We start from the raw sequence: 23,762 nt of genomic DNA on the forward strand, positions 1-23,762 counted from the left end.
AGGAAGGGTGTCCATCATGCCGATCTACGAGTACCACTGTCCCCGATGCGACGTGTACGAGATCATCCGCGGCATGGGGGCGGCGCCCGCGGAGGATGCCTGCCCCACCTGCGGGCAGCCGGCCCGGCGGAAGATCAGTGCACCCCACGTCTCCAGGACGGGGACGTCGGCCTTCCGGCTGATCGACTCGACCGAACGCAGCGCTTCGGAACCCGGGGTGGTCTCCGGGAGCCTTCCGTCCACCGGCAGAGGGAACTCTGTCTACCCGACGAATCCTCTGCACCGTAAACTGCCGCGCCCCTAGTCCCGGCGTGCGGCGACGATCATCAAAGGAGATGAAATGCCTGACGTCGTATTCCCACTCGATTCGACCAGGAAGTTCGAGGACCAGGAGAAAGTCGGGCACAACCGATGGCACCCCGAGATTCCCCCGGTGGCCACCGTGAAGCCCGGGGACTCCTTCAGGGTCCATTGCCGGGAATGGTTCGACGGCGCCATCGTCAACGACGATTCCGCCGACGACATCCTGAATGCCCCGCTCCTCACGGTCCACAAACTCAGCGGCCCCTTCGCCGTGGAGGGAGTGAAGCCGGGGGACCTCCTCGTCGTCGACATCCTGGATGTCGGCCCGATCCCCCAGGAGGACTCGGGTCCGCTCGCCGGGCAGGGGTGGGGGTACACCGGCATCTTCTCGCGGAACAACGGCGGCGGGTTCCTCACCGACCAGTTCCCTGACGCCTACAAGGCCATCTGGGACTTCAGCGGGCAGGTGGCGACCTCGCGCCATGTGCCGGAGGTGTCCTACGTGGGACTCATCCACCCCGGCCTGATGGGCACGGCGCCGTCCGCCGGCCTCCTGGCGACGTGGAACAAGCGGGAGGGGGACCTGATCGCCACGGACCCGCACCGCGTCCCCCCGCTCGCGCTGCCACCCGAGGGGGAGCACGCCCTGCTCGGGAGCCTGCCCGCGTCGGAGTTCGACCGCGTGGCGGGGGAGGCGGCCCGCACGGCGCCGCCCCGGGAGAACGGCGGCAACCAGGACATCAAGAACCTGTCGAAGGGCTCCCGGATCTTCTACCCGGTGTTCGTGGACGGCGCGAACCTGTCCCTGGGCGATCTCCACTTCTCGCAGGGCGACGGCGAGATCACGTTCTGCGGTGCGATCGAGATGGGCGGCTTCATCGACCTCCGGGTCGACGTCATCAGGGGCGGCATGGACACCTACGGCGTGAGCGAGAACGCCATCTTCATGCCCGGCATCGTCGAGCCCCGGTACAGCGAATGGATCGCCTTCTCGGGCACCTCCGTGACCCTCGACGGCAAGCAGCACTACCTCGATTCGCACCTGTCCTACCAGCGGGCCTGCCTGCACGCGATCGACTACCTGACGAAGTTCGGCTACAGCCCGGAGCAGGCCTACCTGCTGCTGGGATCGGCGCCGATCGAGGGCAGGCTCTCGGGCGTGGTGGACATCCCCAACTCCTGCTCCACCGTGTACATCCCCACGGCGATCTTCGACTTCGACGTCCGCCCCTCCTCGGCCGGCCCGCACAGGATCGACCCCGGCATGGGTGCGCCGAGGTCGAGCAACACCTAGGCCCCTCAGATCCCGCCTGCGCCGGTGGGGCCGACCGGATCGAGCCCACCGGCGCAGCCGCGCCTCCCTGTCCGGGCATGCCGTCCCTTCGACCCTTGACGTGGACCCACCACGGCGGTTAACTAGTTAAGTAACTAACCAGTTGACCCGGAGGCCGCGGTGATCGAGGAAGGCAAGCCCCTGTTCGTGCAGATCGCCGAGCAGGTCGAGGACTCGATCGTGGACGGGAGCATCGCCGAGGAGGCGCAGGCTCCCTCGACGAACGAACTCGCCGCCTTCTACCGCATCAATCCGGCGACCGCGGCGAAGGGGGTGAACATGCTCGTCGACAAGGGAGTGCTCTACAAGCGTCGGGGGATCGGCATGTTCGTCGCCGCCGGCGCCCGCGAGCTGCTGCTCAGCGAGCGGCGCAGCGACTTCGCCCTCCGCTATGTCCAGCCCCTGCTTGCCGAGGCCCGCAGGATCGGGCTCGAACCGGACGACGTCGCCAGCCTCGTCCGTGGCGGTGCTGCACCGGCAACACCCTAGGACCTGTCGGATCGAAGGACATCATGGACCCTGTCATCGAGGTCACGAACCTCACGAAACGCTACAAGGACGTACTGGCCCTCGACGACGTCGGCTTCGACATCCAGCGGGACACCATCTACGGCTTCCTGGGACGCAACGGAGCCGGCAAGACGACGGCGATGTCGATCCTCACGGCGCAGAACCTCCCGACCAGCGGGCGGGTGCGCGTCTTCGGTGAGGACCCCTACGAGAACGCGCGCGTGCTCAGCCGCATGTGCTTCGTGCGCGAGAGCCAGAAGTATCCCGACGATGCGACGCCGCGCCATGCGTTCGCCTCCGCCCGCCTGTTCTTCCCCCGGTGGGACCAGGGTCTCGCCGACGAGCTCGTGGACGAGTTCCAGCTGCCGCTCAAGCGCACGATCAAGAAGCTCTCGCGCGGGCAGCTCTCGGCCGTCGGCGTCATCATCGGGCTCGCGTCCCGCGCGGAGATCACCTTCTTCGACGAGCCGTATCTCGGCCTGGACGCCGTTGCCCGCCAGATCTTCTACGACCGCCTCCTGACCGACTACGCGGAGCATCCGCGGACGGTGCTCCTCTCCAGCCACCTCATCGACGAGGTCTCGAACCTCATCGAGCGCGTGCTCGTGATCGACGCAGGGCGCATCATCATGGACCGGTCCACGGAGGACGCCCGCGCGCAGGCGACCAACGTCGTCGGCGACGCCGCCATCGTGGAACGGGCCCTGCACGGCCACGAGGTCATCCACCGCGAGAGCCTCGGCCGCGTGGCATCCGTGACGATCCTCGGTCGTCTCGACGACGGCGAGCGGGCGGGGCTCGCCGCGAGCGGCCTCGATCTCGCGCCCGTCTCACTCCAGCAGCTCATCGTGCGCCTCACCCAGCAGAGGACGCCCGGCCCCGGCGCGCCCGCCGAGGCCACCCAGGAAGGAAGCCTCCGATGACCACCCTCGAGTCCGGTGCCGTGACGCGCCCTCCCGCCGTGCGCAACCGCACGCGCAACGTCGTGCGCCTCCAGTTCGTCAATACGCAGACGTTCCTCTGGGTGCCGGTCCTCGTGCTGGGCGGCGCCTGGGTCCTCACGATGCTCATCTACTGGATCCTCCAGAACGCAGGGGTCAGCGAGGTCAAGACCGGTGGGGGCTCACAGGCCCCGCTGTGGTACTTCCTGTGGGTCGGCATCCAGGCGATGACCATGACGTTCCCCTTCTCGCAGGCGATGAGCCTGACGCGCCGGGAGTTCTACCTCGGTTCCCTCGCCGCCGCGGCCGTGAGCGGCGTCGGGATGGCCTGCGCGTTCGTGCTGCTCGGGCTTCTCGAGCAGGCGACGGACGGCTACGGCATGAACGGCTACTTCGCCTACCTCGCGTGGGTGTGGGAGGCAGGGCCGCTCGCGGCGGGCCTGACGTACTTCGTCCTCACCATGCTGTTCTTCATCATCGGCTTCTGGTTCGCCACGATCTACACGAGGTACGGCACGATGGTGCTCACCATCGTCATGATCGGCCTCGGCCTCGTGTTCGTGGGCCTCATCGCGCTCGTGACCCGGCAGCAGGCCTGGCCGGAGGTGGGGCGGTGGGTCCTCGACGCCGGTTCGCTGGGACTGACACTGTGGGCGATCGCCCTGGGTGCGCTGCTGGCGGTCGGTTCCTACCTCACGCTGCGCAGGATGCCGGCCTGATGCACACGGCCTCCGACGCCGCCGCCTTCATCGACGACGCCCTCCAGTACGAGAGCTCCTGGGAGCGCGCCGAGGACTACGAGCGGCGCTTCGGGACGGGCCTCGAGTACTACGGGGCCTCGATCGGTGCGGTCCGCGGGACCGTCCGCAATGCGGAACGCCGGTACCCGGAGCTGGGGCACGACGACGTCACCGCCCTCGCCTCCGACCTCTGGTCCCGTCCCGTGTTCGAACGCCGCCTGGCGGCCGTGGTTCTGCTGCAGTCGGCGGGCCGGCTGCTGCGCCACTCCGACCTCACCCGCATCGAGGGCTTCCTCCGCTCGGCGCACCTGCCTGAACTGGCGGATCCGCTCGCGGTGGACGTGGTGGGGCCGCTGCTCCTGCGGCTCCGGGGCCAGGATGCCCTCCGGGCGGCGTCCGTCCTGGACCGGTGGGCGGCCGGCGAGGACGCCGCGCTGCGCCGGGCGGCGGTCCTGACCCACTTGCCGGCCTTCCGGGCGGGGCAGGGCGACGACGCCTCGTTCCGCCGGACGGTCCGCCTCGTCTCGGGCGCGCGGCAGGGACGCGTGCCCGAGGTCGAGGAGGCCGTCGACCTGGTGCGGGGCAGCGGCGCGGCCTGAAGGGACCGCGGGTACTAGCGGATGTCGATGGTCCGGACGATCTTGCCCCGGAGCGCCGGCATGAGGTGGTGGACGCCCATCAGTCCGAGCCCGTACCGGCGGACGCGCCGCATCGACGTCGCCACCCGCAGCCGCGGGTCGATGTGCACGGCGCCGAGGCCGAGGCGGCGGGAGATCCTGACGGAGAAGTCGATGTCCTCGTCGCGCTCGTCGATCGACGTCCGCGCGATCCCGCCGCTCGCCAGGTAGGCCGCGGAACGCACCGCCATGTTGTGGCCGGCGACGAAGCGCAGGTAGGCGGGGTCCAGGTGCTGCACGGCCATCATGACCCGCAGTGTCGCCATCGCGCCGGGCATGAGGAGATCGTCGCCCCATCGGAAGTGCCCGTCCCGCAGCGGGACGCTCGTGCCGCCGACCAGCTGCACCTCCGGGTGCTGCGTGAACAGGGCGCGGATGCGGCTGGTCCAGTCGGCTTCGGGCTCGCTGTCGCCGTCGGTGCGGGCCACGAGCGTGAAGCCGTCCGCGATGGCCGCGCGGAACCCGGTGTCGCACGCCGCGCCCGTGCCCTTCTGCAGCTCCACCAGGACCCGGACGTCGAGGCCGGGCTGGGCGGCCGCGTAGCCTTCGACGCGCTGCACGGTGTCATCGGTGGAGCCGTTGTCCACGACGTAGATGCGCAGGTCCGCGGCGTCGCGCTGCCCGCGGAGGGCGTCGAGTGTGCGGGCGATGCCGGGTTCGTTGAACACCGGGACGACGACGGCGAGGCGGTCGGTCACGAGGGGGTCCTTCGGGGAAGCGGGGGTGTCGTCGGTCATGGCGTCACGGGGCGTCGAGGTCGGATGCGGCGAACGTGTCACAGGAGGGCAGGTCCCCGGTCTGGAAGCCGTGCGAGAACCAGGCCTGGCGCTGGGCGCTGGAGCCATGGGTCCAGCCCTCGGGGTCCACCTGCCCGGTCGCGGACTCCTGGATGCGGTCGTCACCCACGGACGCCGCCGCGGAGAGGGCGTCCTGCAGGTCGGTGTCCGAGAACGGGCGGAGGAACGGCTCGCCGGACTCGGCGTCGGGGACGGAGACGGCGTGGGCGGCCCACATGCCGGCGAGGCAGTCGGCCTGCAGCTCGACGCGGACGCCACCGGACTCCGCGCCCTGCGGGTCCTGCTGCGCGGCGCCGAGGGTGCCGATGAGGTTCTGGATGTGGTGGCCGAACTCGTGGGCCACCACGTACTCCTGGGCGAGGGGTCCGCTGGAGGAGCCGAAGCGCGTGACGAGGTCGTCGAAGAAGGCGGTGTCGTAGTACGTCTGCTCGTCCGCCGGGCAGTAGAACGGGCCGACGGCGCTCGTCGCCCTGCCGCAGCCGGTGTTCTCCTGACCGGTGAAGAGGACCACACCCGGCTCGGTGTAGGCCACGTCGAACTGCTCGAGGTAGGGCAGCCAGAAGCTGTCGAGGCTCTCCGCCGTCGCGAGGATCCGGCAGTCCAGCTGCTCGTTGGCGTCCGCGCCGGTGAGGCACTCGCTGATCGCCCCGCTCGTACCGGCCGTGTCCCCCTGCTCCTGTGCGATGGAGGAGCCGTCGTCGAGCCCGAGCTGGTCGACCACCTCGGGACCGAAGATCAGCGAGAGGATGAGGAGGAGTCCGCCGCCTACGCCGCCGCCGATGGCCGCGCCGCGTCCCCGCCCCCGTCGGTCGCTGACCCGCGAGGGGTCGAGTCGGACGTTGTCGTTGAAGCTCATGATCCAACCATAAGCCGACTTAGCGTTGACGGGGACCGCGGCCCGCCGGTGGACGCTAGGGGAGCGGCGCGAGCGCGCGGGTGGGCGGCGTCCGGGCGGCGAGCACGTCCGCGGCGCTCAGCCGGAGTGCCCGGAGATCCTTCTCGAGGACCACCGCCGCGCGCTTGTTGCCGCCGGCGTTCAGATGCACCTTGTCGGCGAGGAAGGCCGCGAGGTCGTGGGTCGTCAGCCAGTCACCCGCCGAGACGAAGGGGATGCCTCGTTTCTCCGCCAGACCGCCCAGCAGGGTGTCCACCTCGTGGCGCCGGCCGCCGCCGTCCTCGGCGCTGCGGCTGAGGGTGCCGACCATGACGAGGCGCGATGACGGATAGATGCGCTGGAGACCGAGGATCAGCGCGTTCGCGCTGCCGAGGATGTCGCCGTCGGACGCCCCGAGTGCGGCATCGTTGCCGCCGCCGCCGATGACGACGAGGGCCGGGTCCCCGTGCGGCAGGACCCACCGGTTGCTCGCGAGGGAGTCGTAGTAGTTGGGGATGCGGTCGCGGTGGTTCGATGCGACGAATCCCGTGCCGCCCGCTCCCGCGAACCTCACCGAGTAGCCGAGGCTGCGCAGGGCGACCTGCGGCCAGCTCTGCTTCCCGGAGGCCTGGGAATCGCCGATGAGGACGGCGGTGCGCGGGAGATCCTGTACCACGATCTCCCGCCGGTCCGTGGCGGGGTTCTCCACGATGCTGCCGACCGGGAGCGATGGGTCGCGGGTGTCCGCCGCGGCGGGGGGAACGCAGCCGAGGAGGAGGCCCAGAGCCACGACGGCCGACAGGACCGCCGCGCGGGGACCACCAGTGCTCCCACCCATCGAACCTCACCCTTCTCGCGCCCACCCGCCCCCACAGGCGTTCGCACCAGCCTATCGCCGAGGGACGCCGGACCTGCGCCCCGGCACGCGGCGAGCCGTCGCCCGTGTCCGGTCTAGTGCAGGGGTGCCGGGGCGTCGTCGGCGGTCTCGGGCCGGCGGACGAAGAACGAGGCGACGACGGCGAGCAGGAAGATGACCGCGCCGTACAGGAAGGCCGCCCGGATGCCTCCGGCGAGTGCGGCGTCGGCCGCGGCGCCGGTCTCCGCCAGCGATGTGCTCCGGAGCGTCATCACCGAGATGAACAGCGCGGTGCCGGCGGCGCCGGCCAGCTGCTGGACGGTGCCGAAGACCGCGCTGCCATGGGAGTACAGCCGCGGCCGCACCGAGCCCAGGGCCGAGGTGAGGAGCGGCGTGAACATGAGCGCGAGCCCGATGCTGAGCAGCACGTGCGCGCCGAGGACGAGGGGCACGGGCGTGGTCTCGGTCACCTGCGTCATGGCCCAGAAGACGGCGCTCACGAGGAACGCGCCCGGGATCAGCAGGACGCGGGGTCCGCGGCGGTCGTAGATGCGGCCCACGATCGGGCCGAGCAGTCCCATGGCCAGCCCGCCGGGGAGCAGGAGCAGGCCGGACTGGAAGGGACTCAGGCCGAGGACGGACTGCGCGTAGATGGGGATCAGGATGATGGTGCCGAACAGCGCCATCATGCTGACCGCGATCGCGACGATCGAGATGGAGAAGTTCCTCGAGGTGAACACCCGCAGGTCGAGCAGGGCGGCGTCGCGCCGTTGCAGGACGAGCTGGCGGGTGACGAACACCGCGAGGCCGGCCAGGCCGACGACGAGGGGCAGCCAGGCGGGGACGGGGCTGCCGGTGGACGCCTCGCCGAGCTGGCTCAGCCCGTAGATGATGCCGCCGAAGGCGACGGCGGAGAGGACCACCGAGGGGACGTCGATGGAGGATCGACGCGGCATGGTCACGTTCTGCATCTTGGCCGAGCCGATGGCCAGGGCCGCGAGCGAGATCGGCAGGACCAGCCAGAACAGCCAGCGCCAGTCGAGCGTGCTGAGGATGGCGCCGGAGATGGTGGGGCCGAGGGCGGGGGCGACGGAGATGACGATCGAGATGTTGCCCATCACCTTGCCCCGGGAGGTCGGCGGTACGAGCGTCATGACCGTGGTCATGAGCAGCGGCATCATGATCGCGGTGCCGCTGGCCTGCACCACGCGTCCCACCACGAGGATCTCGAAGCCGGGAGCCATCGCCGCGATGAACGTGCCCAGGCTGAACAGGCTCATCGCCGCCATGAAGACGGGGCGGGTGTTGAAGCGCTGCAGGAGGAAGCCGGTGATCGGGATGACCACGGCCATGGTGAGCATGAACGCCGTGGTCAGCCACTGGCCGGCGCCCACCGTGATGCCGAGGTCCGTGACCAGGCGGGGGATCGCGACGCCCATGATCGTCTCGTTGAGGATCACCACGAACGCCGAGATCAGCAGGAGCGTGATCACCAGCTTGTCGCGGGCCGGGAGGGCCCCTGCGGCGGCGGCAGGGGCGTCCGTCGTCCGGACGGTGCGGCCGGCGGCGTCCGCGCGCTGCGCGTCCCGGCCGGGATCGGCGTCCGTGACGCGGGACGGGGGGCTCTGGGTCATGGGGAATCCGCTCGGTTCTGTGTGCTGCGCGGCTCTTCGGGGCTTGCGCCGGCCGGGTGCCGTCATTGTCTGTGGTCATGCCGGACCGGAGCCCACGATGGTTGATCCGGTCAATCAACTGAACCACGGCCGGCCGGACTCTATTCCGGCCGGAGAGGCTCCGCTCCGGGAGCCGGCCCGCCGTCGCCTAGCATGGGGCGGGTGAATTCTTTCTACCGCGATCTCGGCAGCGGAAAATTCGAGTCGACCATCCACGCCCAGGGCGCCTGGAACCCGCAGGAGCAGCACATGGCGCCCATCGCGGGCCTGCTCACCCAGTGCCTGCTCGAATGCGAGCCGCGCGAGGGGATGCAGCTCAGCCGCGTGAGCTTCGACATCCTCGGGATGATCCCCGGCGGGGAGTTCCACGTGACCACCGCCGTCGTCCGTCCCGGGCGGACCATCGAACTGGTGGAGGCCCGCATGGAGGCGGCCGGCCGGACCGCGATCATCGCCAGGGCCTGGCGGCTCGGCACGCAGGACACGGCCGACGTCGCCGGCGCCGAGGACCCGCGCATGCCCGGCCCCGACGACGCCGGACCGCACGAGGGCATGACGGCGTGGCCGGGCGGCTTCATCAGGTCGCTCGAGGTCCGCGTGGTCCCCGGACACCGGCCCGGCAGGGGCCAGGTCTGGCTGCGCAACCCCCATGCGATGGTGGAGGGCCGCCAGTCCTCCGACGTCGTACGGCTCGTGGGCATGATGGACGCCGCGAACGGGATCGCGTCCCGTGTGGCGCCGGGCGGCGACAGCTGGATGTTCCCGAATGTGGACCTGCAGATCCACCTCCACCGCATGCCGCGGGGCGAGTGGCTGGGCCTGGATACCCGCGTGACCTTCGGCGAGCACGGCGTGGGCCTGACCTCCAGCGTGGTGCACGACCTCGACGGACCCTTCGGGCGCGTGGAGCAGATCCTCACGGTCCGCAGGCTCTGACCCGCAGGCTCTGACCGTACGAGGACCCGACACCCCGGAATGCCCCGGCCGGTCCGGGGGTTGCACGGGACACGCAGTCCGCGCCGCCGGGCGGGACGCCGTCGATGAGGAGGAAGCATGCCGAAAGCGATCTGGAAGGACACGGTCGTCGCCCAGTCGGAGGAGACGGTGAAGGTCGAGGGGAACCACTACTTCCCGCCGGGATCCATCGTGCAGGAGTTCTTCCGACCCACCGACACGCACACCGTCTGCCCCTGGAAGGGGACGGCCGGCTACTACACGCTGACCGTGGACGGGGAGCAGAACACGGACGCGGCCTGGACCTACCCGGAACCGAAGGAGGCGGCGGAGAACATCCGCGGTCACTACGCTTTCTGGAAGGGCGTCACGATCAGCGACTGACACCACCCGGAAGGGCGCCGTCCTGGCGACGGCGCCCTTCCGCGTGCTGCTGACCGGCACCCCCACCGACGACGGCGCCGACCGGCGCCCTGACGAAGGAGCACCATGCAGTATCGGACACTCGGCAACAGCGGCACCTCGGTCTCGCACCTGGCCCTCGGCACCATGACCTTCGGCGCGGAAGCGGACGAGGCCGGCTCCCACGCCATCCTGTCGGACTACGCCGCCGCGGGCGGCAACCTGATCGACACCGCGGACGTCTACACGGCGGGCGTGTCGGAGGAGATCATCGGGCGGTGGCTCGCGAAGAACCCCGCGGAACGGGACCGGATGGTCCTCGCCTCCAAGGGCCGGTTCCCGATGGGTGAGGACGTCAACGACCTCGGCCTGTCCCGGCGCCACCTCCGCAAGGCCCTCGACGCCTCGCTGACCCGCCTCGGCGTCGATCACATCGACCTCTACCAGGTCCACTCGTGGGATCCGCTGACACCGCTCGAGGAGACCCTCGGTTTCCTGAACGAAGCCGTGGTCCAGGGCAAGATCGGCTACTACGGGTTCTCGAACTACACCGGATGGCAGCTGACGAAGGCCGTCATGATCGCCCGGCAGCGCGGCTACTCCCTCCCCGTCACCCTGCAGCCGCAGTACTCGCTGCTCGTGCGCGAGATCGAAGCGGAGATCGTGCCGGCCGTGCTCGACGCCGGCATGGGGATGCTCCCCTGGTCACCCCTCGGCGGTGGCTGGCTGACGGGCAAGTACACGCGCGACACCGAGCCGACGGGTGCCACCCGCCTGGGGGAGAACCCGCAGCGCGGCATGGAGGCCTGGGAGCAGCGCAACGCCCAGGAGCGCACGTGGCGGATCATCGACACCGTGACCGGGATCGCCTCGGAGCGCGGCGTCAACGCCTCGCACGTGGCGCTCGCCTGGGTCGCCGCGCAGCCCGGCGTGACGTCCGTGATCCTCGGGGCCCGGACGCAGGAGCAGCTGGCGGACAACCTCGCCTCCGCCGACCTCGACCTGACGCCGGAGGAGCTCGGCCGCCTGGACGAGGTCAGCGCGCCGACCTTCTCCGACTACCCGTACGGCGTCCCCGGCATCGAGCAGCGCAGCCGGGCGATCGACGGCGGCCGCTAGCTCCTCCCGCGGTGAACGGGGTGCGGGTCGGACGTGGAAGGGTCCGGGGCGCCGGTGACCTGATGCTGCCGGCAGGGCGTGGGCGCGGCCCGGGGGCGTCGACTGCCTACGATGGACGGATGAGCATTCCGTGGCAGGGCGCACCCGGGCTGGCGCTCGTCCCCGACCCGGTGGGGGATGACGCCGCCGCAGAACTCGACCGCGGGATCGGCCTCCTCCGCGAGGTCGCCGCGGGGGACCGGTCGCCGACCCTGCGCCTCTACCGTCCGAGCCCCACCGTCGCCTTCGGGCAGCGGGACGCCCGGCTCCCGGGGTTCGGGGACGCCGCGGCCGCCGTCGCCCGGCACGGCTTCGCGCCGCTCGTCCGGCGTGCGGGCGGTCGCGCCGCCGCCTACCACCGGGGCTGCCTCGTGGTCGACCACATCGAGCCGGCGCCCGACGCCGTGGCCGGCACCCGGGCGCGCTTCGCCGCGTTCGGCGACTTCTTCGCGGGGGTGCTCGCCGACGTCGGACTGGACGCACACGTGGGCGAGGTGCCGGGGGAGTACTGCCCGGGCGAGTTCAGCGTGCACGGACGGCGCGGCGGCGTCCCGGTGATCAAGCTCGTCGGGACCGCCCAGCGGGTGGTCGCCGGCGCGTGGCTGTTCTCGTCGGTGATCGTCGTCGAGGAAGCGGCGCCCCTGCGGNCCGCCGCACGGTACATCGCCGCTCGTCCGGCGTGCGGGCGGTCGCGCCGCCGCCTACCACCGGGGCTGCCTCGTGGTCGACCACATCGAGCCGGCGCCCGACGCCGTGGCCGGCACCCGGGCGCGCTTCGCCGCGTTCGGCGACTTCTTCGCGGGGGTGCTCGCCGACGTCGGACTGGACGCACACGTGGGCGAGGTGCCGGGGGAGTACTGCCCGGGCGAGTTCAGCGTGCACGGACGGCGCGGCGGCGTCCCGGTGATCAAGCTCGTCGGGACCGCCCAGCGGGTGGTCGCCGGCGCGTGGCTGTTCTCGTCGGTGATCGTCGTCGAGGACGCGGCGCCCCTGCGGGCGGTCCTGACCGACGCCTACGCCGCCCTGGGGCTCGCGTGGCTGCCGTCCACCGCGGGCGCGGCCGAGGACCTCGCCCCCGGGGTGACCGTCGACGCCGTCGAGCACGCGCTGCTCACCGCGTATGCCGGCGTCGTCGGCCTCGACGCTCCCGCGCCCGACACCCGCCCGTCCGACACCCGCCCGCCCGGCGCCCCCGCGCCTGCGACCCCTGCGGCGTCCGGCCTGTCCTGAGGCCGGACGCCGACGGCGTCAGGAGCCGCGCCGGATCCACTCCTGGAGGTGCGGGGCCTCGTCGCCGATCGTCGTGCTGTCCCCGTGCCCGGTCCGGGCGACGGTCTCCGGCGGCAGGGTGAGCAGCTTCGTCCGGATGGACTCGACGATCGTGGGGAAGTCGCTGTAGGAGCGGCCGGTGGCGCCCGGCCCGCCCTGGAACAGCGTGTCACCGGTGAAGACGGTGCCCGCCTCCTCCAGGTAGTAGCACACGGAGCCCGGGGAGTGGCCCGGGGTGTGCAGCGCCCGCAGCGTCACGCCGGCCACCTCGATCGTGTCGCCGTCGCCGATCGACCGGTCGGGATTCCGCTCCGGGAACACCATGTCCCACAGCGGGCGATCGGCGTCGTGCAGGTGGACCGGCGCGTGCACGGTGTCGACCAGCTCGGCGACCGCGCGGATGTGGTCGTCGTGCGCATGGGTGAGGAGGATCGCCCGGACCGTGCGGCCGCCGATCTGCTCCACGATCGCCGCGGCGTCGTGCGGGGCGTCGATGACCACGCACTCGGTGTCGTCGCCGACGATCCAGACGTTGTTGTCGACGTCCCAGGTACCGCCGTCGAGCGAGAAGGTGCCCGAGGTGACGAGGTGCTCCACCCGTGCGGCCATCAGAGCTCCACCACCGAGCGGAGCACGGCGCCGCCGTGCATCTTGTCGAACGCCTCTTCCACCTGGTCGAGGCGGACGCGCTCCGTGACGAAGGCGTCCAGGTCGAGGGTGCCCTGCAGGTAGTGGTCGACGAGCATCGGGAAGTCCCGGCTCGGCAGGCAGTCCCCGTACCAGGAGGACTTGAGCGAGCCACCGCGGCCGAAGACGTCGAGCAGCGGCAGTTCGATGGTCATCTCGGGGTTCGGGACCCCGACGAGCACCACGGTCCCGGCGAGGTCGCGGGCGTAGAACGCCTGCCTGTACGTCTCGGGGCGTCCGACGGCGTCGATCACGACGTCGGCTCCGTTGCCGCCGGTCAGCGCACGGATGCCCTCCACCGGGTCCTCGTCCTTCGAGTTCAGGACATGCGTGGCCCCGAGGCCCTTCGCGAGCTCGAGCTTCCGGTCGTCGATGTCCACGGCGATGATCGTGGTGGCCCCGGCGAGCTTCGCCCCGGCGACGGCGGCGATGCCCACTCCGCCGCAGCCGATGACGGCGACCGAGTCGCCGCGGGAGACGTTGCCCGTGTTGATGGCCGCACCGATGCCGGCCATGACACCGCAGCCGAGCAGGCCCACGGCGGCGGCGTCGGCCGCAGGGTCCACCTTGGTGCACTGGCCGGCGGCCACGAGGGTCTTCTCGGCGAAGGCGCCGATGCCGAGGGCCGCCGTGAGCTCGGTGCCGTCCTCCAGGGTCATCTTCTGGGTGGCGTTGTGCGTGTCGAAGCAGTACTGCGGCTCACCCCGGCGGCACGCCCGGCACTCGCCGCAGACGGCGCGCCAGTTCAGGATGACGCGGTCGCCCGGGGCGACGGTCGTGACGTCGTCGCCGACGGCGCTCACGACGCCGGTCGCCTCGTGCCCGAGCAGGAACGGGAACTCGTCGTTGATCGCACCCTGCTTGTAGTGCAGGTCCGTGTGGCAGACGCCGCAGGTGAGGATGTCGACGAGCGCCTCGCCGGGCCCGGGATCCGGGACGAGGATGGTCTCGATCGTGGCGGGGGCATCCTTTGCCCGCACCACGACGCCCTGAACTGTGTGCACCATGTGTTGCTGTCCTTCCGCTGGGGGCGGCGGCCGGGTGACCGACCTGCCGCTTCCAGCATATGGGGACGGCGCGGGTGCGCGGGGGCGGCAGGACCTAGGCGGAGATCCTTGCCCGGACCTCCGCGACCGAGGGGTTCGTGGCGGTGCTGCCGTCGGGGAAGATCACCGTCGGCACGGTCTGGTTGCCGCCGTTGAGGGACGCCACGAGTTCGGCGGTCCCCTCGACCTCCTCGATGTTGATCTCCGTGTAGCCGATGCCCTGCGCGGAGAGCTGGGACTTCAGGCGACGGCAGTATCCGCACCACGTGGTGGAGAACATGGTGATGGATCCTGCGTCTGGCGTGTAGTCCACGGTGCTCCTCGTCTGTGCGCACGGATCTCCGCGCGCAGGTGTTGGGGGTGCGGGCCCGGTGTGGTCCCGCACCCTCGTCAACGCGTGATCGCACCGGGCCATTCCTGCGGGCCGGGTCCTGTCGCCCCCTTGCCGCCGCGGACCGCACGGGTAGGCTCACGGCATGGCTGAAGCAGAGGAAGAACAGAGCGTGAAGCAGCTGGCCGCGGTCCGCGTGGCCATCAACGAGGTGGACGAGCAGATCGTGTCCCTCATCTCCCGCCGCGAACGGCTGGTCCGGCGGGCCGGGGCCCTCAAGCGGGACGACGCCTCCGTCCGTGCGCCGGCCCGGGTGGAGCAGGTCATCACGAACGTCCGCGGCTACGCGTCGAAGCAGGGTGTGGACCCTGCCGTCGTCGAGCAGACCTACCGTGCCATGATCGAGGCCTTCATCGAGTACGAGCTGCGGGTACGGCGGGAGCCGTAGCGCAGGCCGGGATGACGCCCCGGCGTCGCCCCGCACCGGGCTTGTTGGTCGGCCCTGCGCCCACCCGATACGATCAGCACGGCGGTCCCCGGGCTCATCGGGTGCCGTCACGCCCTGTCGGGCGTCCCTGTTCCGATTCCCCGAGGAGACCCTCCGTGTCAGCGCCCCAGCCCATCAGACTCATCGTCGACGGCGAAGAGAAGCAGGCGACGGCGGGCACCACCGGCACGGAGCTGTTCGGCGAGCGGCGCGACGTCGTCGTCATGCGGGTGGACGGCGCCCTGGTGGACCTCGACCGGGAACTGCCCGACGGCGCCGCCGTGGAGGGCGTGACGCTCGAGGACCCCGCGGGGCTCGAGGTCCTCCGCCATTCCGCCGCGCACGTCATGGCGCAGGCCGTGCAGCAGCTGCGCCCCGGGGCCACGCTGGGCATCGGCCCGTACATCACGGACGGCTTCTACTTCGACTTCGACGTCGACGAGCCCTTCACGCCCGACGAGCTGAAGCAGCTCGAGAAGATGATGCTGAAGATCGTCAACGCCAACCAGCGCTTCGTCCGCCGGGTCGTGTCCGAGGACGAGGCCCGCGAGGCGATGAAGGACGAGCCGTACAAGCTCGAGCTGATCGGCCTCAAAGGTGGCGCGACGGACGAGGACGGTGCCTCCGTCGAGGTGGGCGCCGGCGAACTGACCGTCTACGACAACGTGGACCGCAAGTCCGGCGACGTCGTGTGGAAGGACCTGTGCCGCGGTCCGCACCTGCCCAACACCAAGCTCATCTCCAATGCCTACTCGCTCACCCGCTCGGCGGCCGCCTACTGGCGCGGCAGCGAGAAGAACAAGCAGCTGCAGCGGATCTACGGCACGGCATGGCCCACCAAGGACGCCCTCAAGGCCTACCAGGAACGGCTGGCCGAAGCGGAGCGGCGCGACCACCGGCGCCTCGGCACGGAGCTGGACCTGTTCTCCTTCCCGGACGAGCTGGGCTCCGGCCTGCCCGTGTTCCACCCCAAGGGCGGCACCATCCGCAAGGCGATGGAGGACTACTCCCGCCAGCGCCACACCGACGCCGGATACGAGTTCGTCTACACGCCCCACATCACGAAGGGGCACCTCTACGAGGTCTCCGGGCACCTCGACTGGTACCGGGACGGCATGTTCCCGGCCATGCACATCGACGAGGAGCTCAACGAGGACGGCACGGTGCGCAAGCCCGGGCAGGACTACTACCTCAAGCCGATGAACTGTCCCATGCACAACCTGGTCTTCCGGTCCCGCGGGCGGTCCTACCGCGAACTGCCGCTGCGCCTGTTCGAATTCGGCTCGGTCTACCGCTACGAGAAGTCCGGCGTGGTCCACGGCCTGACGCGTGTCCGGGGCATGACCCAGGACGACGCCCACATCTACTGCACCCGCGAGCAGATGAAGGACGAGCTCACGGGGACGCTGAACTTCGTGCTGGGCCTGCTCAAGGACTACGGCCTCGACGACTTCTACCTGGAGCTCTCCACACGCAACCCCGAGAAGTCGGTGGGCTCGGAGGAGATCTGGGAGGAGGCCACCCGCACCCTCGCCGAGGTCGGCGAGGCCTCCGGCCTGGAGCTGGTGCCCGATCCCGGGGGAGCCGCGTTCTACGGTCCCAAGATCTCCGTCCAGGCGCGCGACGCGATCGGCCGCACCTGGCAGATGTCCACCATCCAGCTGGACTTCAACCTGCCCGAGCGCTTCGAACTCGAATACCAGGCGGCCGACGGCACCCGGCAGCGCCCCGTCATGATCCACCGGGCGCTCTTCGGGTCGATCGAGCGCTTCATGGGCGTCCTCACCGAGCACTACGCCGGGGCGTTCCCGGCCTGGCTGGCACCCGTGCAGGTGCTCGCCGTCCCCGTGGCGGAGGCCTTCAACGACTACCTGTTCGACGTCGTCGACAAGCTCAAGGCCGAGGGCATCCGCGCGCAGGTGGACGCCGGCTCCGACCGCTTCCCCAAGAAGATCAGGACGGCGAGCAAGGAGAAGGTGCCGTTCGTGCTCATCGCGGGAGGCGAGGACCAGGAGGCCAACGCGGTCTCGTTCCGTTTCCGCGACGGCAGCCAGGACAACCAGGTACCGGTGGACGAGGCCGTCCGCAGGATCGTGGAGGCGGTCCGCAGCCGGGAGGCGACTCTCTGATGGCCGACGCCGACAGTCCGGACACCTCCCTGCTCGGCGAGCCGGCGGCCGGGTACCCGGGTGACCGGGAGGTCACCGACGGCTTCGAACTCGCCGGCGTGCCCGACGCCTTCCAGCGGCTGTGGACCCCGCACCGTCTCGCCTACATCAAGGGCGGGCAGGAGCAGGTGACGACGGAGGAGTCGTGCCCGTTCTGCCGCGCTCCGCAGCTGAGCGACGAGGACGCCCTGATCGTCCACCGCGGCACGCACGCCTTCGTGCTGCTCAACCTCTTCCCCTACAACGCCGGGCACCTCCTGGTCTGCCCGTACCGGCACGTGCCCGACTACACGGACATCGACGGCGCCGAGACCGCGGAGATCGCCGCCCTCACCCAGACCGCCATGCGCGTGCTGCGCCGGGTCTCCAACCCCTCCGGATTCAACCTCGGCATGAACCAGGGCGTCACGGGGGGCGCCGGGATCGCAGCCCACCTGCACCAGCACGTGGTGCCGCGCTGGGGCGGGGACGGGAACTTCCTGCCGATCATCGCGCAGACCAAGGCCATCACCCAGACGCTCGGCGACGTGCGCGGGCAGGTCGCCGCGGCGTGGGACGCCGGCGACGCGGGATCGGCCTCCTGATGCTCAACCGGTACGCGCGGGGCTTCTTCACCCGGCTCTTCACGCCCCTGGCCAGGCTGCTGCTGAAGTGGGGAGTGACGCCCGACGCCGTGACCATCGCCGGCACCCTCGGCGTGGCCGGCGGCGCACTGGTGTTCTACCCGCTCGGGCAGCTGTTCTGGGGCACGGTCTTCATCACCCTGTTCGTGTTCTCCGACGTGGTCGACGGCATCATGGCCAGGATCAAGGGCCACAGCGGCCTCTGGGGGAACTTCCTCGACTCCACGCTCGACCGCATCGCCGACGGCGCCCTCTTCGCCGGCGTGGCCATCTGGTTCTTCACGGGCGGGCAGAACACGGCCATCGCGGTCGCGGCCCTCGCCTGCCTCGTGCTGGGCATGATCGTGTCCTACGCGCGGGCCAAGGCGGAATCGCTCGGGTTCACCGCGAACGTGGGCGTGGCCGAGCGCGCCGAGCGCCTCGTCTCCGTCCTCGTGGTCACCGGGCTCACGGGTCTCGGGCTGCACCAGGGGGTCCTGCTCGCGGTGCTGGTCATCCTGGCCGCCGCGAGCCTCGTCACGGTCTACCAGCGGATCAGCACCGTGCGCCGGCAGTCCCGCGAGGCGCGGCCGGCGTCCTGACACCGTCCGGCCCGTCCGGCGTCGTCGACCCGAGCGCGCAGGTGGGGTGGGTCCAGGTCGGCCGGACCCGCCGCACGTGCGCCCTCGGAGCCGCCGAGGCCTCAGGACGCGGAGGCGAGGGCCGGCCGGGGCCCGGTGAAGGTGGCCGCGTGGCCGCGCAGGGGCGTCAGCGCGGTGCCCAGGGCCGAGAGGTACTCGGCGCGCCGCTTCGGAGCCACCCTGGAGGTCGGGGCGGGCGACGCGCCGGGGGTGTCGGCGTAGTGGGTCGCGAGTCCGTCGTGCAGCAGCCGGAGCGCCTCGGACTTCTGCTGCGACACGGCCGAGTGCGTGGTGCCGAGTTCGGCTGCGACGTCGGTCACCGAACGGCCCTCGAAGAAGACCTGCTCGATGATGTGCCGCATGCGCGCCGGAAGGTGGACGACGGCGGCCCGCAGGTGCCGGATCTGCTCGTCGGCGAGGAGCGAGGCCTCGGGCAGCTGGTCGAGCGACGGGACGAGGTCGAGCACCGTCTCGTCGAGCACGTGCACGGAGCGGGCGGCGTCGTCGAGCGCCGAATGGACCTCCTGCCGGCTGACGCCGAGCGTCATGGCCAGCTCGTCGGTGGTCGGCCTGCGGCCGAGGGAGGCAGCGAGGGCGTCCTGCGCGCCCAGGGTGTCACCGATCCGCCGTCGGACCGACCGCGGCGCCCAGTCGTTGGACCGCATCTCGTCCGCGAAGGCGCCCGTGATGCGACGCCGGGCATAGGCGCCGAACGGCACGCCGAGCGTGGGATCGAAGGCGTCCGCCGAGGTGATGAGCGCGATCGCTCCGACGGATGCCAGGTCCTCCCGCGACAGATGCGTGGCGCGGGCGCACAAGGACGAGACGAGATACCCGACCAGTGGCAGGTTGTCGACGATAAGTTTTTCACGGTCCCGTGAATGCATGAGCAAGCTCCCCAGCTGGCTAGTCGCATTGCTGCCCGTAGCGGCCCGGTGAGGGGCTGCCGGGGGCGGCAGGTGTCGTGATGAAGCTATCAGCGGCGTTTCGGGCGTACGGGCCCCTTAGGCCAATCCTGCTCAAAGGCTGAGGTTCGTCTGCTTACACCGGCCAAAACTTCGGTCCGGGGTCTTGAGTCCTGAGCGAGGCCCCGATGATTCACCGCCGTCGGAACCGTCTACAGGGCGACCCGTCATCCAGGGGAAGGACTCACGATGCCGCACATCCCGGCGTTCCTGCCACCCGACCTGCACATCGTCTCGCAGGCGGAGCTGCTCCTGCTGGAACGCGGAGCCGTGGCCCGGGGAGGCAGGCCGGGCCACGGCGCTGCCGGTCCGTCCGCGCCGTGGCCCGAGGAACCCCTCGACCGGCTGCTCGATGAACTCGAGCGTCGTGAGCTGGCCGCCGGCGACCGAGCGACCGAGGCCGGGCGCGTATCATGAGGTGTCAGCTTTTATCTACCTTTTAGGGGCAAGTTGTGTCCACCGTTGAAGGAAATCCGGCAACCACAGCACAGACCGGTGGAAACCGGGTGAAGCGCGGTATGGCCGAAATGCTCAAGGGCGGCGTCATCATGGATGTCGTCACCGCCGAGCAGGCCCGCATCGCCGAAGATGCGGGTGCCGTCGCGGTCATGGCGCTCGAGCGGGTGCCCGCGGACATCCGGGCCCAGGGCGGCGTCTCGCGCATGAGCGACCCCGACATGATCGACAGCATCATCGCGGCCGTCTCCATCCCGGTCATGGCCAAGGCGCGGATCGGCCACTTCGTGGAGGCGCAGGTGCTGCAGTCCCTCGGCGTCGACTACATCGACGAGTCCGAGGTCCTGACGCCCGCCGACTTCACCAACCACATCGACAAGTGGAAGTTCACGATCCCCTTCGTGTGCGGGGCCACCAACCTCGGCGAGGCCCTGCGGCGCATCAACGAGGGCGCTGCCATGATCCGGTCGAAGGGCGAGGCCGGCACCGGCGACGTCTCGAACGCCACGATGCACATGCGCAAGATCCGCTCCGAGATCAACCGCCTGTCCTCGATGGCCGAGGACGAGCTGTACGTGGCCGCGAAGGAACTGCAGGCCCCGTACGAGCTCGTGAAGGACGTCGCCGCGGCAGGCCGCCTGCCGGTGGTGCTGTTCACCGCGGGAGGCATCGCGACCCCCGCGGACGCCGCCATGATGATGCAGCTCGGCGCCGACGGCGTCTTCGTGGGCTCCGGCATCTTCAAGTCGGGCAACCCGGCCGAGCGCGCGAACGCCATCGTCCAGGCGACGACGTTCCACGACGACCCCGACATGATCGCCAAGGTCTCCCGCGGCCTCGGCGAAGCCATGGTGGGCATCAACGTCGACGAGATCCCGCAGCCGCACCGCCTGGCGGAGCGCGGCTGGTAATCCGGCAGGGCATCACGAAGGGTCGCAGCCGCGAGGCTGCGGCCCTTCCGCGTTCCCGGGGCGGTCCGGCCCGGGTCAGAGCGCCAGCGCGTAGGTCTTCCCGCGGCCGAGCAGCGCGAACCCCCGCCGGGAGAGGAACGCGTAGCCCTGCGGGGTGGCGTTGACGGCGAGGTCGACCGCCCCCGCCGCTCCCGCGGCGCGGGCAGTGGCGCTGAGCAGTGCCGTGGCCAGTCCCCGCCGCTGGTACGCGGGGAGGACCTCCAGCTGGTGGATGCCTCCGAGGCCCTGCAGCCCGGCGACCCCGACCGGATGGAACGAGTACGCTGCACCCGAGATGTTCCCGTGGACGGGATCGCGGGTCACGGCGTGCCAGGCCTGGCGCGGCTGGGCGCGGGCCACCCCGAGTTCCTGCCGCAGCGGCCCCGAGTAGTCGGGCACCTCGGTGGTGAGGACCGCGGCGTCGTCCCCGGGCCCGACGACGGCGGAGACGGGCGCCGCCATCCACCACGGCTGCCAGCTCGGGCCGAACCCGAGCTCGGCGAGCTCTGCGCCGTCCACCGCGGCGTTGAGCCAGACCCGGACGGACGACGCCCCGAGCCTGGTGCCCTCCGCCAGGGCGGGCCGGACGGCGTGCGCGCGGACCGCCTCGGGGAACATCATCATGAGCTCCCGCCGCGCGGGCAGCCACACCCAGGTGGCACCGTGCGTGGAGAACGTCTTCCCGCCCGTCGCCGTCGCGAGCGCCGCGCACCAGGCGGACTGCAGCCGCTGGCACGCGGCGATGCTCACCACGCCCGACCGCCGGCGGACGGTTCCCTCATGCGAGGCCGCGGCGGACCAGCAGGGGCTGGAGGTCCGCGTCCCGTCCCCGGAACCTGCGGAACGCCTCCAGCGGGTCGATGCTGTTGCCGCGGGAGAGCAGCTCACGCCGGAAATGATCGCCGTTCTCCCGGGTGAGACCGCCCGAGGACTTGAACCACTCCACGGTGTCGGCGTCGAGCATCTCGCTCCAGATGTACGCGTAGTAGGACGCGGCGTACCCGCCGGCGAAGATGTGCTTGAAGTACGAGGTGCGGTACCGGGGCGGGACGGGGGCGAAGTCGATGCCGGCGTCCGCGAGGGCCGAGGCCTCGAAGGCCAGCGGATCCTCGATCACCGCGCCGGACGGGACGGAGTGCCAGGCGAGGTCGAGGAGGGTCGCGCCGAGGTAGGCGGTCGTCTCGAAGCCCTCGCCCCAGGCGCCCGCCGCATGCATGCGGTCGATGACGTCCTGGGGGAGCGCCTCGCCCGTCTCGTGGTGGCGTGCGTAGTGCGCCACGATCTCGGGCCACAGGATCCACATCTCGTTGACCTGCGACGGGTACTCGACGAAGTCGCGCGGCACGGACGTCCCGGCGAGGAGCGGGTAGGTGACGTCGGAGAACAGGCCGTGGAGGGCGTGGCCGAACTCGTGGAAGGTGGTGACCACCTGGTCGTAGGAGAGCAGCGTGGGCTCGCCGACCCCGGGCGTGGAGATGTTCAGGTTGTTGATGACCACCGCGCGCGTGCCCTCGAGCCGGGACTGATCCACGAAGGAGTTCATCCAGGCGCCGCCGCTCTTGGTGTCGCGCGTGTAGAAGTCACCGAGGAACAGGCCGAGCCCGGACCCGTCCTCGTTGAACACCTCCCACACGCGCACGTCGGGGTGGTAGCCCGTGAGGTCGGTGCGCTCCGTGAACGTCAGGCCGTACAGGCGGTTCGCGGCGTAGAAGACGCCGTCGTTCAGGACGCGCTCGAGCTCGAAGTAGGGGCGCAGGGCATCGAGGTCGACGTCGAACTTCGCCTTCCGCACCTTCGCGGCGTAGTAGGCCCAGTCCCACGGCTCGATGCCGTGGCCGGCCTCCGCCTCGAGTTCGGCGGCCTCCGCGCGGGCGTTGCGGACCGCCGGAGCCGCGAGCTCCCGCATGCGGTCGAGGATCGCCTCGAGCGACGGCGCCGTCTGGCTGTCGGTCGCCGCGGCGGCGTGCGTGTCGAAGCCGAGGAGGGCGGCACGCTCGGCGCGGAGCGTGGCCATGCGCACGGTGATGGCGAGGGTGTCGGACTCGTTGCCGCGGGCCCCGCGGCTCACGGAGGCCTCGTGCAGGCGACGGCGCACCTCGCGGTTCGTGAGCTGCTCCAGCGCCGGCTGCGCGGTCGGCAGGATGAGGGTCAGCAGGTATTTCCCCTCGTGCCCGGCGTCGGACGCCGCAGTGGCCGCCGCGGAGATCGCATCGGCGGAGAGCCCGTCGAGTTCCTCGGGGGAGTCGAGCACCAGCGCGGCATCGTTCGTGTCCTTCAGCAGCTTCTGCGAGAACTCGGTGCTCAGCGCCGACAGCTCCGCGTTCAGCCCGCGCAGCGTGGCCTGTGCGTCGTCGTCGAGCTCCGCTCCCGCGCGCACGAACCCGCGGAGGTACTCCTCCACGAGGCGCGCCGACTCGGCGTCGAGCCCCTCGAGGGGTACCTGGCGGATGCGCTCGAACAGGGCGCGGTTCAGCTTGATGTTGTCCTCGTGCTCCGCGATGCGGGGGGCGATCCGCTGCTCCAGCTCCTGGATGGCCTCCGTGGCATGGCTGACCGAGTTGCTGAAGAAGACCCGCGAGACGCGGTCCAGGGTGCTGCCCGCACGCTCGAGGGCGATGAGCGTGTTCTCGAAGGAGGCCGGTTCCCCGGATCCCGTGATGCGCTCGATCTCGGCGAGGTGCTCGGCGAAACCGGCATCGAACGCGGGCAGGTAGTGCTCGTCCCGGATGGCCGCGAACGGGGGCAGCTGGTAGTCGAGGGTACTGGGCTCAAGAAAAGGGTTGCTCATGGGAACTAACTTTTGCACGTTGTTGCAGGTAAGCCCACCACCCTTGACCCGGTGGCATGTGCCTCCCTACTGTCGGAATGCTTCGCTGCCTGATGATCGCCCGTCCTCCCGACCGTCGACCTGCGGGCTGGGGCGCACGGCACAGACGCCGCTG

General features: G+C 70.8%; 25 protein-coding genes and 2 pseudogenes. 17 read left to right on the plus strand and 10 right to left on the minus strand.

What is annotated here, in order from left to right; genetic code table 11:
* Positions 1-73 precede the first annotated feature (73 nt).
* From RY94_RS17370 to RY94_RS10775, 6 genes are all read left to right on the plus strand, one after another.
* On the plus strand, positions 74-304 hold the full coding sequence (locus tag RY94_RS17370; protein WP_231554542.1) for a zinc ribbon domain-containing protein: 231 nt from the start codon (positions 74-76) through the stop codon (positions 302-304).
* A 36-nt stretch (positions 305-340) separates the two neighbouring features.
* Positions 341-1,597, plus strand: coding sequence for a formamidase (gene fmdA, locus RY94_RS10755; protein ID WP_043445025.1), 1,257 nt, complete (start codon positions 341-343; stop codon positions 1,595-1,597).
* A 159-nt stretch (positions 1,598-1,756) separates the two neighbouring features.
* The gene (locus tag RY94_RS10760; RefSeq protein ID WP_043445028.1) at positions 1,757-2,125 is read left to right on the plus strand and encodes a GntR family transcriptional regulator; all 369 of its coding nucleotides are present in this window, start codon (positions 1,757-1,759) and stop codon (positions 2,123-2,125) included.
* Positions 2,126-2,148: 23 nt separating this feature from the next.
* Positions 2,149-3,069, plus strand: coding sequence for an ABC transporter ATP-binding protein (locus RY94_RS10765; protein WP_043445029.1), 921 nt, complete (start codon positions 2,149-2,151; stop codon positions 3,067-3,069).
* Positions 3,066-3,806, plus strand: a complete 741-nt coding sequence (locus RY94_RS10770) for a hypothetical protein (RefSeq protein ID WP_052274258.1) — start codon at positions 3,066-3,068, stop codon at positions 3,804-3,806. Before RY94_RS10765 ends, RY94_RS10770 begins: the two co-directional genes overlap by 4 nt.
* Positions 3,806-4,426 carry a DNA alkylation repair protein gene (locus RY94_RS10775; protein WP_043445031.1) on the plus strand — a complete coding sequence of 207 codons (621 nt, stop codon included), beginning with the start codon at positions 3,806-3,808 and terminating at the stop codon, positions 4,424-4,426. The genes RY94_RS10770 and RY94_RS10775 overlap by 1 nt, the downstream gene beginning before the upstream one ends.
* Positions 4,427-4,440: 14 nt before the next feature.
* Here RY94_RS10775 and RY94_RS10780 read toward each other — a convergent pair whose 3' ends face one another.
* From RY94_RS10780 to RY94_RS10795, 4 genes are all read right to left on the minus strand, one after another.
* Positions 4,441-5,241, minus strand: coding sequence for a glycosyltransferase (locus RY94_RS10780; protein WP_052274259.1), 801 nt, complete (start codon positions 5,239-5,241; stop codon positions 4,441-4,443).
* Between the two features lie 4 nt (positions 5,242-5,245).
* On the minus strand, positions 5,246-6,157 hold the full coding sequence (ypfJ, locus tag RY94_RS10785; RefSeq protein ID WP_043445033.1) for a KPN_02809 family neutral zinc metallopeptidase: 912 nt from the start codon (positions 6,155-6,157) through the stop codon (positions 5,246-5,248).
* Between the two features lie 55 nt (positions 6,158-6,212).
* A complete protein-coding gene (locus RY94_RS10790) occupies positions 6,213-7,013 on the minus strand; it encodes an SGNH/GDSL hydrolase family protein (RefSeq protein WP_052274260.1) in 801 nt (266 codons plus the stop codon).
* Positions 7,014-7,126: 113 nt separating this feature from the next.
* Positions 7,127-8,665, minus strand: a complete 1,539-nt coding sequence (locus tag RY94_RS10795; protein WP_082046274.1) for an MDR family MFS transporter — start codon at positions 8,663-8,665, stop codon at positions 7,127-7,129.
* Positions 8,666-8,857: 192 nt separating this feature from the next.
* Between RY94_RS10795 and RY94_RS10800 the strand changes: the two genes are divergently transcribed.
* From RY94_RS10800 to RY94_RS10820, 5 genes and pseudogenes are all read left to right on the plus strand, one after another.
* On the plus strand, positions 8,858-9,640 hold the full coding sequence (locus RY94_RS10800; protein WP_043445035.1) for a thioesterase family protein: 783 nt from the start codon (positions 8,858-8,860) through the stop codon (positions 9,638-9,640).
* Positions 9,641-9,757: 117 nt separating this feature from the next.
* Positions 9,758-10,042, plus strand: a complete 285-nt coding sequence (locus RY94_RS10805; protein ID WP_043445037.1) for a DUF427 domain-containing protein — start codon at positions 9,758-9,760, stop codon at positions 10,040-10,042.
* 105 nt (positions 10,043-10,147) lie between these two features.
* On the plus strand, positions 10,148-11,179 hold the full coding sequence (locus tag RY94_RS10810; RefSeq protein WP_043445039.1) for an aldo/keto reductase: 1,032 nt from the start codon (positions 10,148-10,150) through the stop codon (positions 11,177-11,179).
* A 119-nt stretch (positions 11,180-11,298) separates the two neighbouring features.
* A pseudogene (locus RY94_RS18420) lies at positions 11,299-11,865 on the plus strand (lipoate--protein ligase family protein); the annotation flags it as partial.
* 7 nt (positions 11,866-11,872) lie between these two features.
* Positions 11,873-12,448 (plus strand): annotated as a pseudogene (locus tag RY94_RS10820) (lipoate--protein ligase family protein); the annotation flags it as partial.
* An 18-nt stretch (positions 12,449-12,466) separates the two neighbouring features.
* Here the strand turns inward: RY94_RS10820 and RY94_RS10825 are convergent.
* The 3 genes from RY94_RS10825 to RY94_RS10835 form a co-directional block, all read right to left on the minus strand.
* Complete coding sequence (locus tag RY94_RS10825; RefSeq protein ID WP_043445042.1) at positions 12,467-13,096, minus strand: MBL fold metallo-hydrolase; 630 nt, start codon at positions 13,094-13,096, stop codon at positions 12,467-12,469.
* Entirely contained in the window at positions 13,096-14,181 is a 1,086-nt protein-coding gene (locus RY94_RS10830; protein ID WP_043445044.1) for an S-(hydroxymethyl)mycothiol dehydrogenase, read from the minus strand. The genes RY94_RS10825 and RY94_RS10830 overlap by 1 nt, the downstream gene beginning before the upstream one ends.
* A gap of 94 nt (positions 14,182-14,275) precedes the next feature.
* Positions 14,276-14,533: a mycoredoxin gene (locus tag RY94_RS10835; RefSeq protein ID WP_043445046.1), complete on the minus strand. Its 258-nt coding sequence runs from the start codon at positions 14,531-14,533 to the stop codon at positions 14,276-14,278.
* Between the two features lie 163 nt (positions 14,534-14,696).
* Between RY94_RS10835 and RY94_RS10840 the strand changes: the two genes are divergently transcribed.
* From RY94_RS10840 to pgsA, 4 genes are all read left to right on the plus strand, one after another.
* Positions 14,697-14,999: a chorismate mutase gene (locus RY94_RS10840; RefSeq protein ID WP_043445049.1), complete on the plus strand. Its 303-nt coding sequence runs from the start codon at positions 14,697-14,699 to the stop codon at positions 14,997-14,999.
* Positions 15,000-15,154: 155 nt separating this feature from the next.
* Positions 15,155-17,167 (plus strand): threonine--tRNA ligase, encoded by a 2,013-nt coding sequence (gene thrS / locus RY94_RS10845; RefSeq protein ID WP_043445051.1) that lies wholly within the window; start codon positions 15,155-15,157, stop codon positions 17,165-17,167.
* The gene (locus RY94_RS10850; protein WP_052274263.1) at positions 17,167-17,790 is read left to right on the plus strand and encodes an HIT family protein; all 624 of its coding nucleotides are present in this window, start codon (positions 17,167-17,169) and stop codon (positions 17,788-17,790) included. The genes thrS and RY94_RS10850 overlap by 1 nt, the downstream gene beginning before the upstream one ends.
* Complete coding sequence (pgsA, locus tag RY94_RS10855) at positions 17,790-18,410, plus strand: phosphatidylinositol phosphate synthase (RefSeq protein WP_043446324.1); 621 nt, start codon at positions 17,790-17,792, stop codon at positions 18,408-18,410. The genes RY94_RS10850 and pgsA overlap by 1 nt, the downstream gene beginning before the upstream one ends.
* A 101-nt stretch (positions 18,411-18,511) precedes the next feature.
* Here pgsA and RY94_RS10860 read toward each other — a convergent pair whose 3' ends face one another.
* Positions 18,512-19,336 (minus strand): sigma-70 family RNA polymerase sigma factor, encoded by an 825-nt coding sequence (locus RY94_RS10860; RefSeq protein WP_082046275.1) that lies wholly within the window; start codon positions 19,334-19,336, stop codon positions 18,512-18,514.
* Positions 19,337-19,603: 267 nt separating this feature from the next.
* Here RY94_RS10860 and RY94_RS10865 point away from each other — a divergent pair, with 267 nt between their 5' ends.
* Complete coding sequence (locus tag RY94_RS10865; protein WP_043445053.1) at positions 19,604-19,831, plus strand: hypothetical protein; 228 nt, start codon at positions 19,604-19,606, stop codon at positions 19,829-19,831.
* Positions 19,832-19,866: 35 nt separating this feature from the next.
* Positions 19,867-20,781: a pyridoxal 5'-phosphate synthase lyase subunit PdxS gene (pdxS, locus tag RY94_RS10870; RefSeq protein WP_043445055.1), complete on the plus strand. Its 915-nt coding sequence runs from the start codon at positions 19,867-19,869 to the stop codon at positions 20,779-20,781.
* Between the two features lie 75 nt (positions 20,782-20,856).
* Here the strand turns inward: pdxS and RY94_RS16895 are convergent, their stop codons facing one another.
* Entirely contained in the window at positions 20,857-21,573 is a 717-nt protein-coding gene (locus RY94_RS16895; RefSeq protein WP_052274264.1) for a GNAT family N-acetyltransferase, read from the minus strand.
* A gap of 25 nt (positions 21,574-21,598) precedes the next feature.
* A complete protein-coding gene (locus RY94_RS10880) occupies positions 21,599-23,608 on the minus strand; it encodes a M3 family metallopeptidase (RefSeq protein ID WP_043445057.1) in 2,010 nt (669 codons plus the stop codon).
* Positions 23,609-23,762: the final 154 nt, after the last annotated feature.

The sequence above is a fragment of the Arthrobacter sp. L77 genome (assembly GCF_000816565.1).
GTDB classification, from domain to species: domain Bacteria; phylum Actinomycetota; class Actinomycetes; order Actinomycetales; family Micrococcaceae; genus Arthrobacter_D; species Arthrobacter_D antioxidans.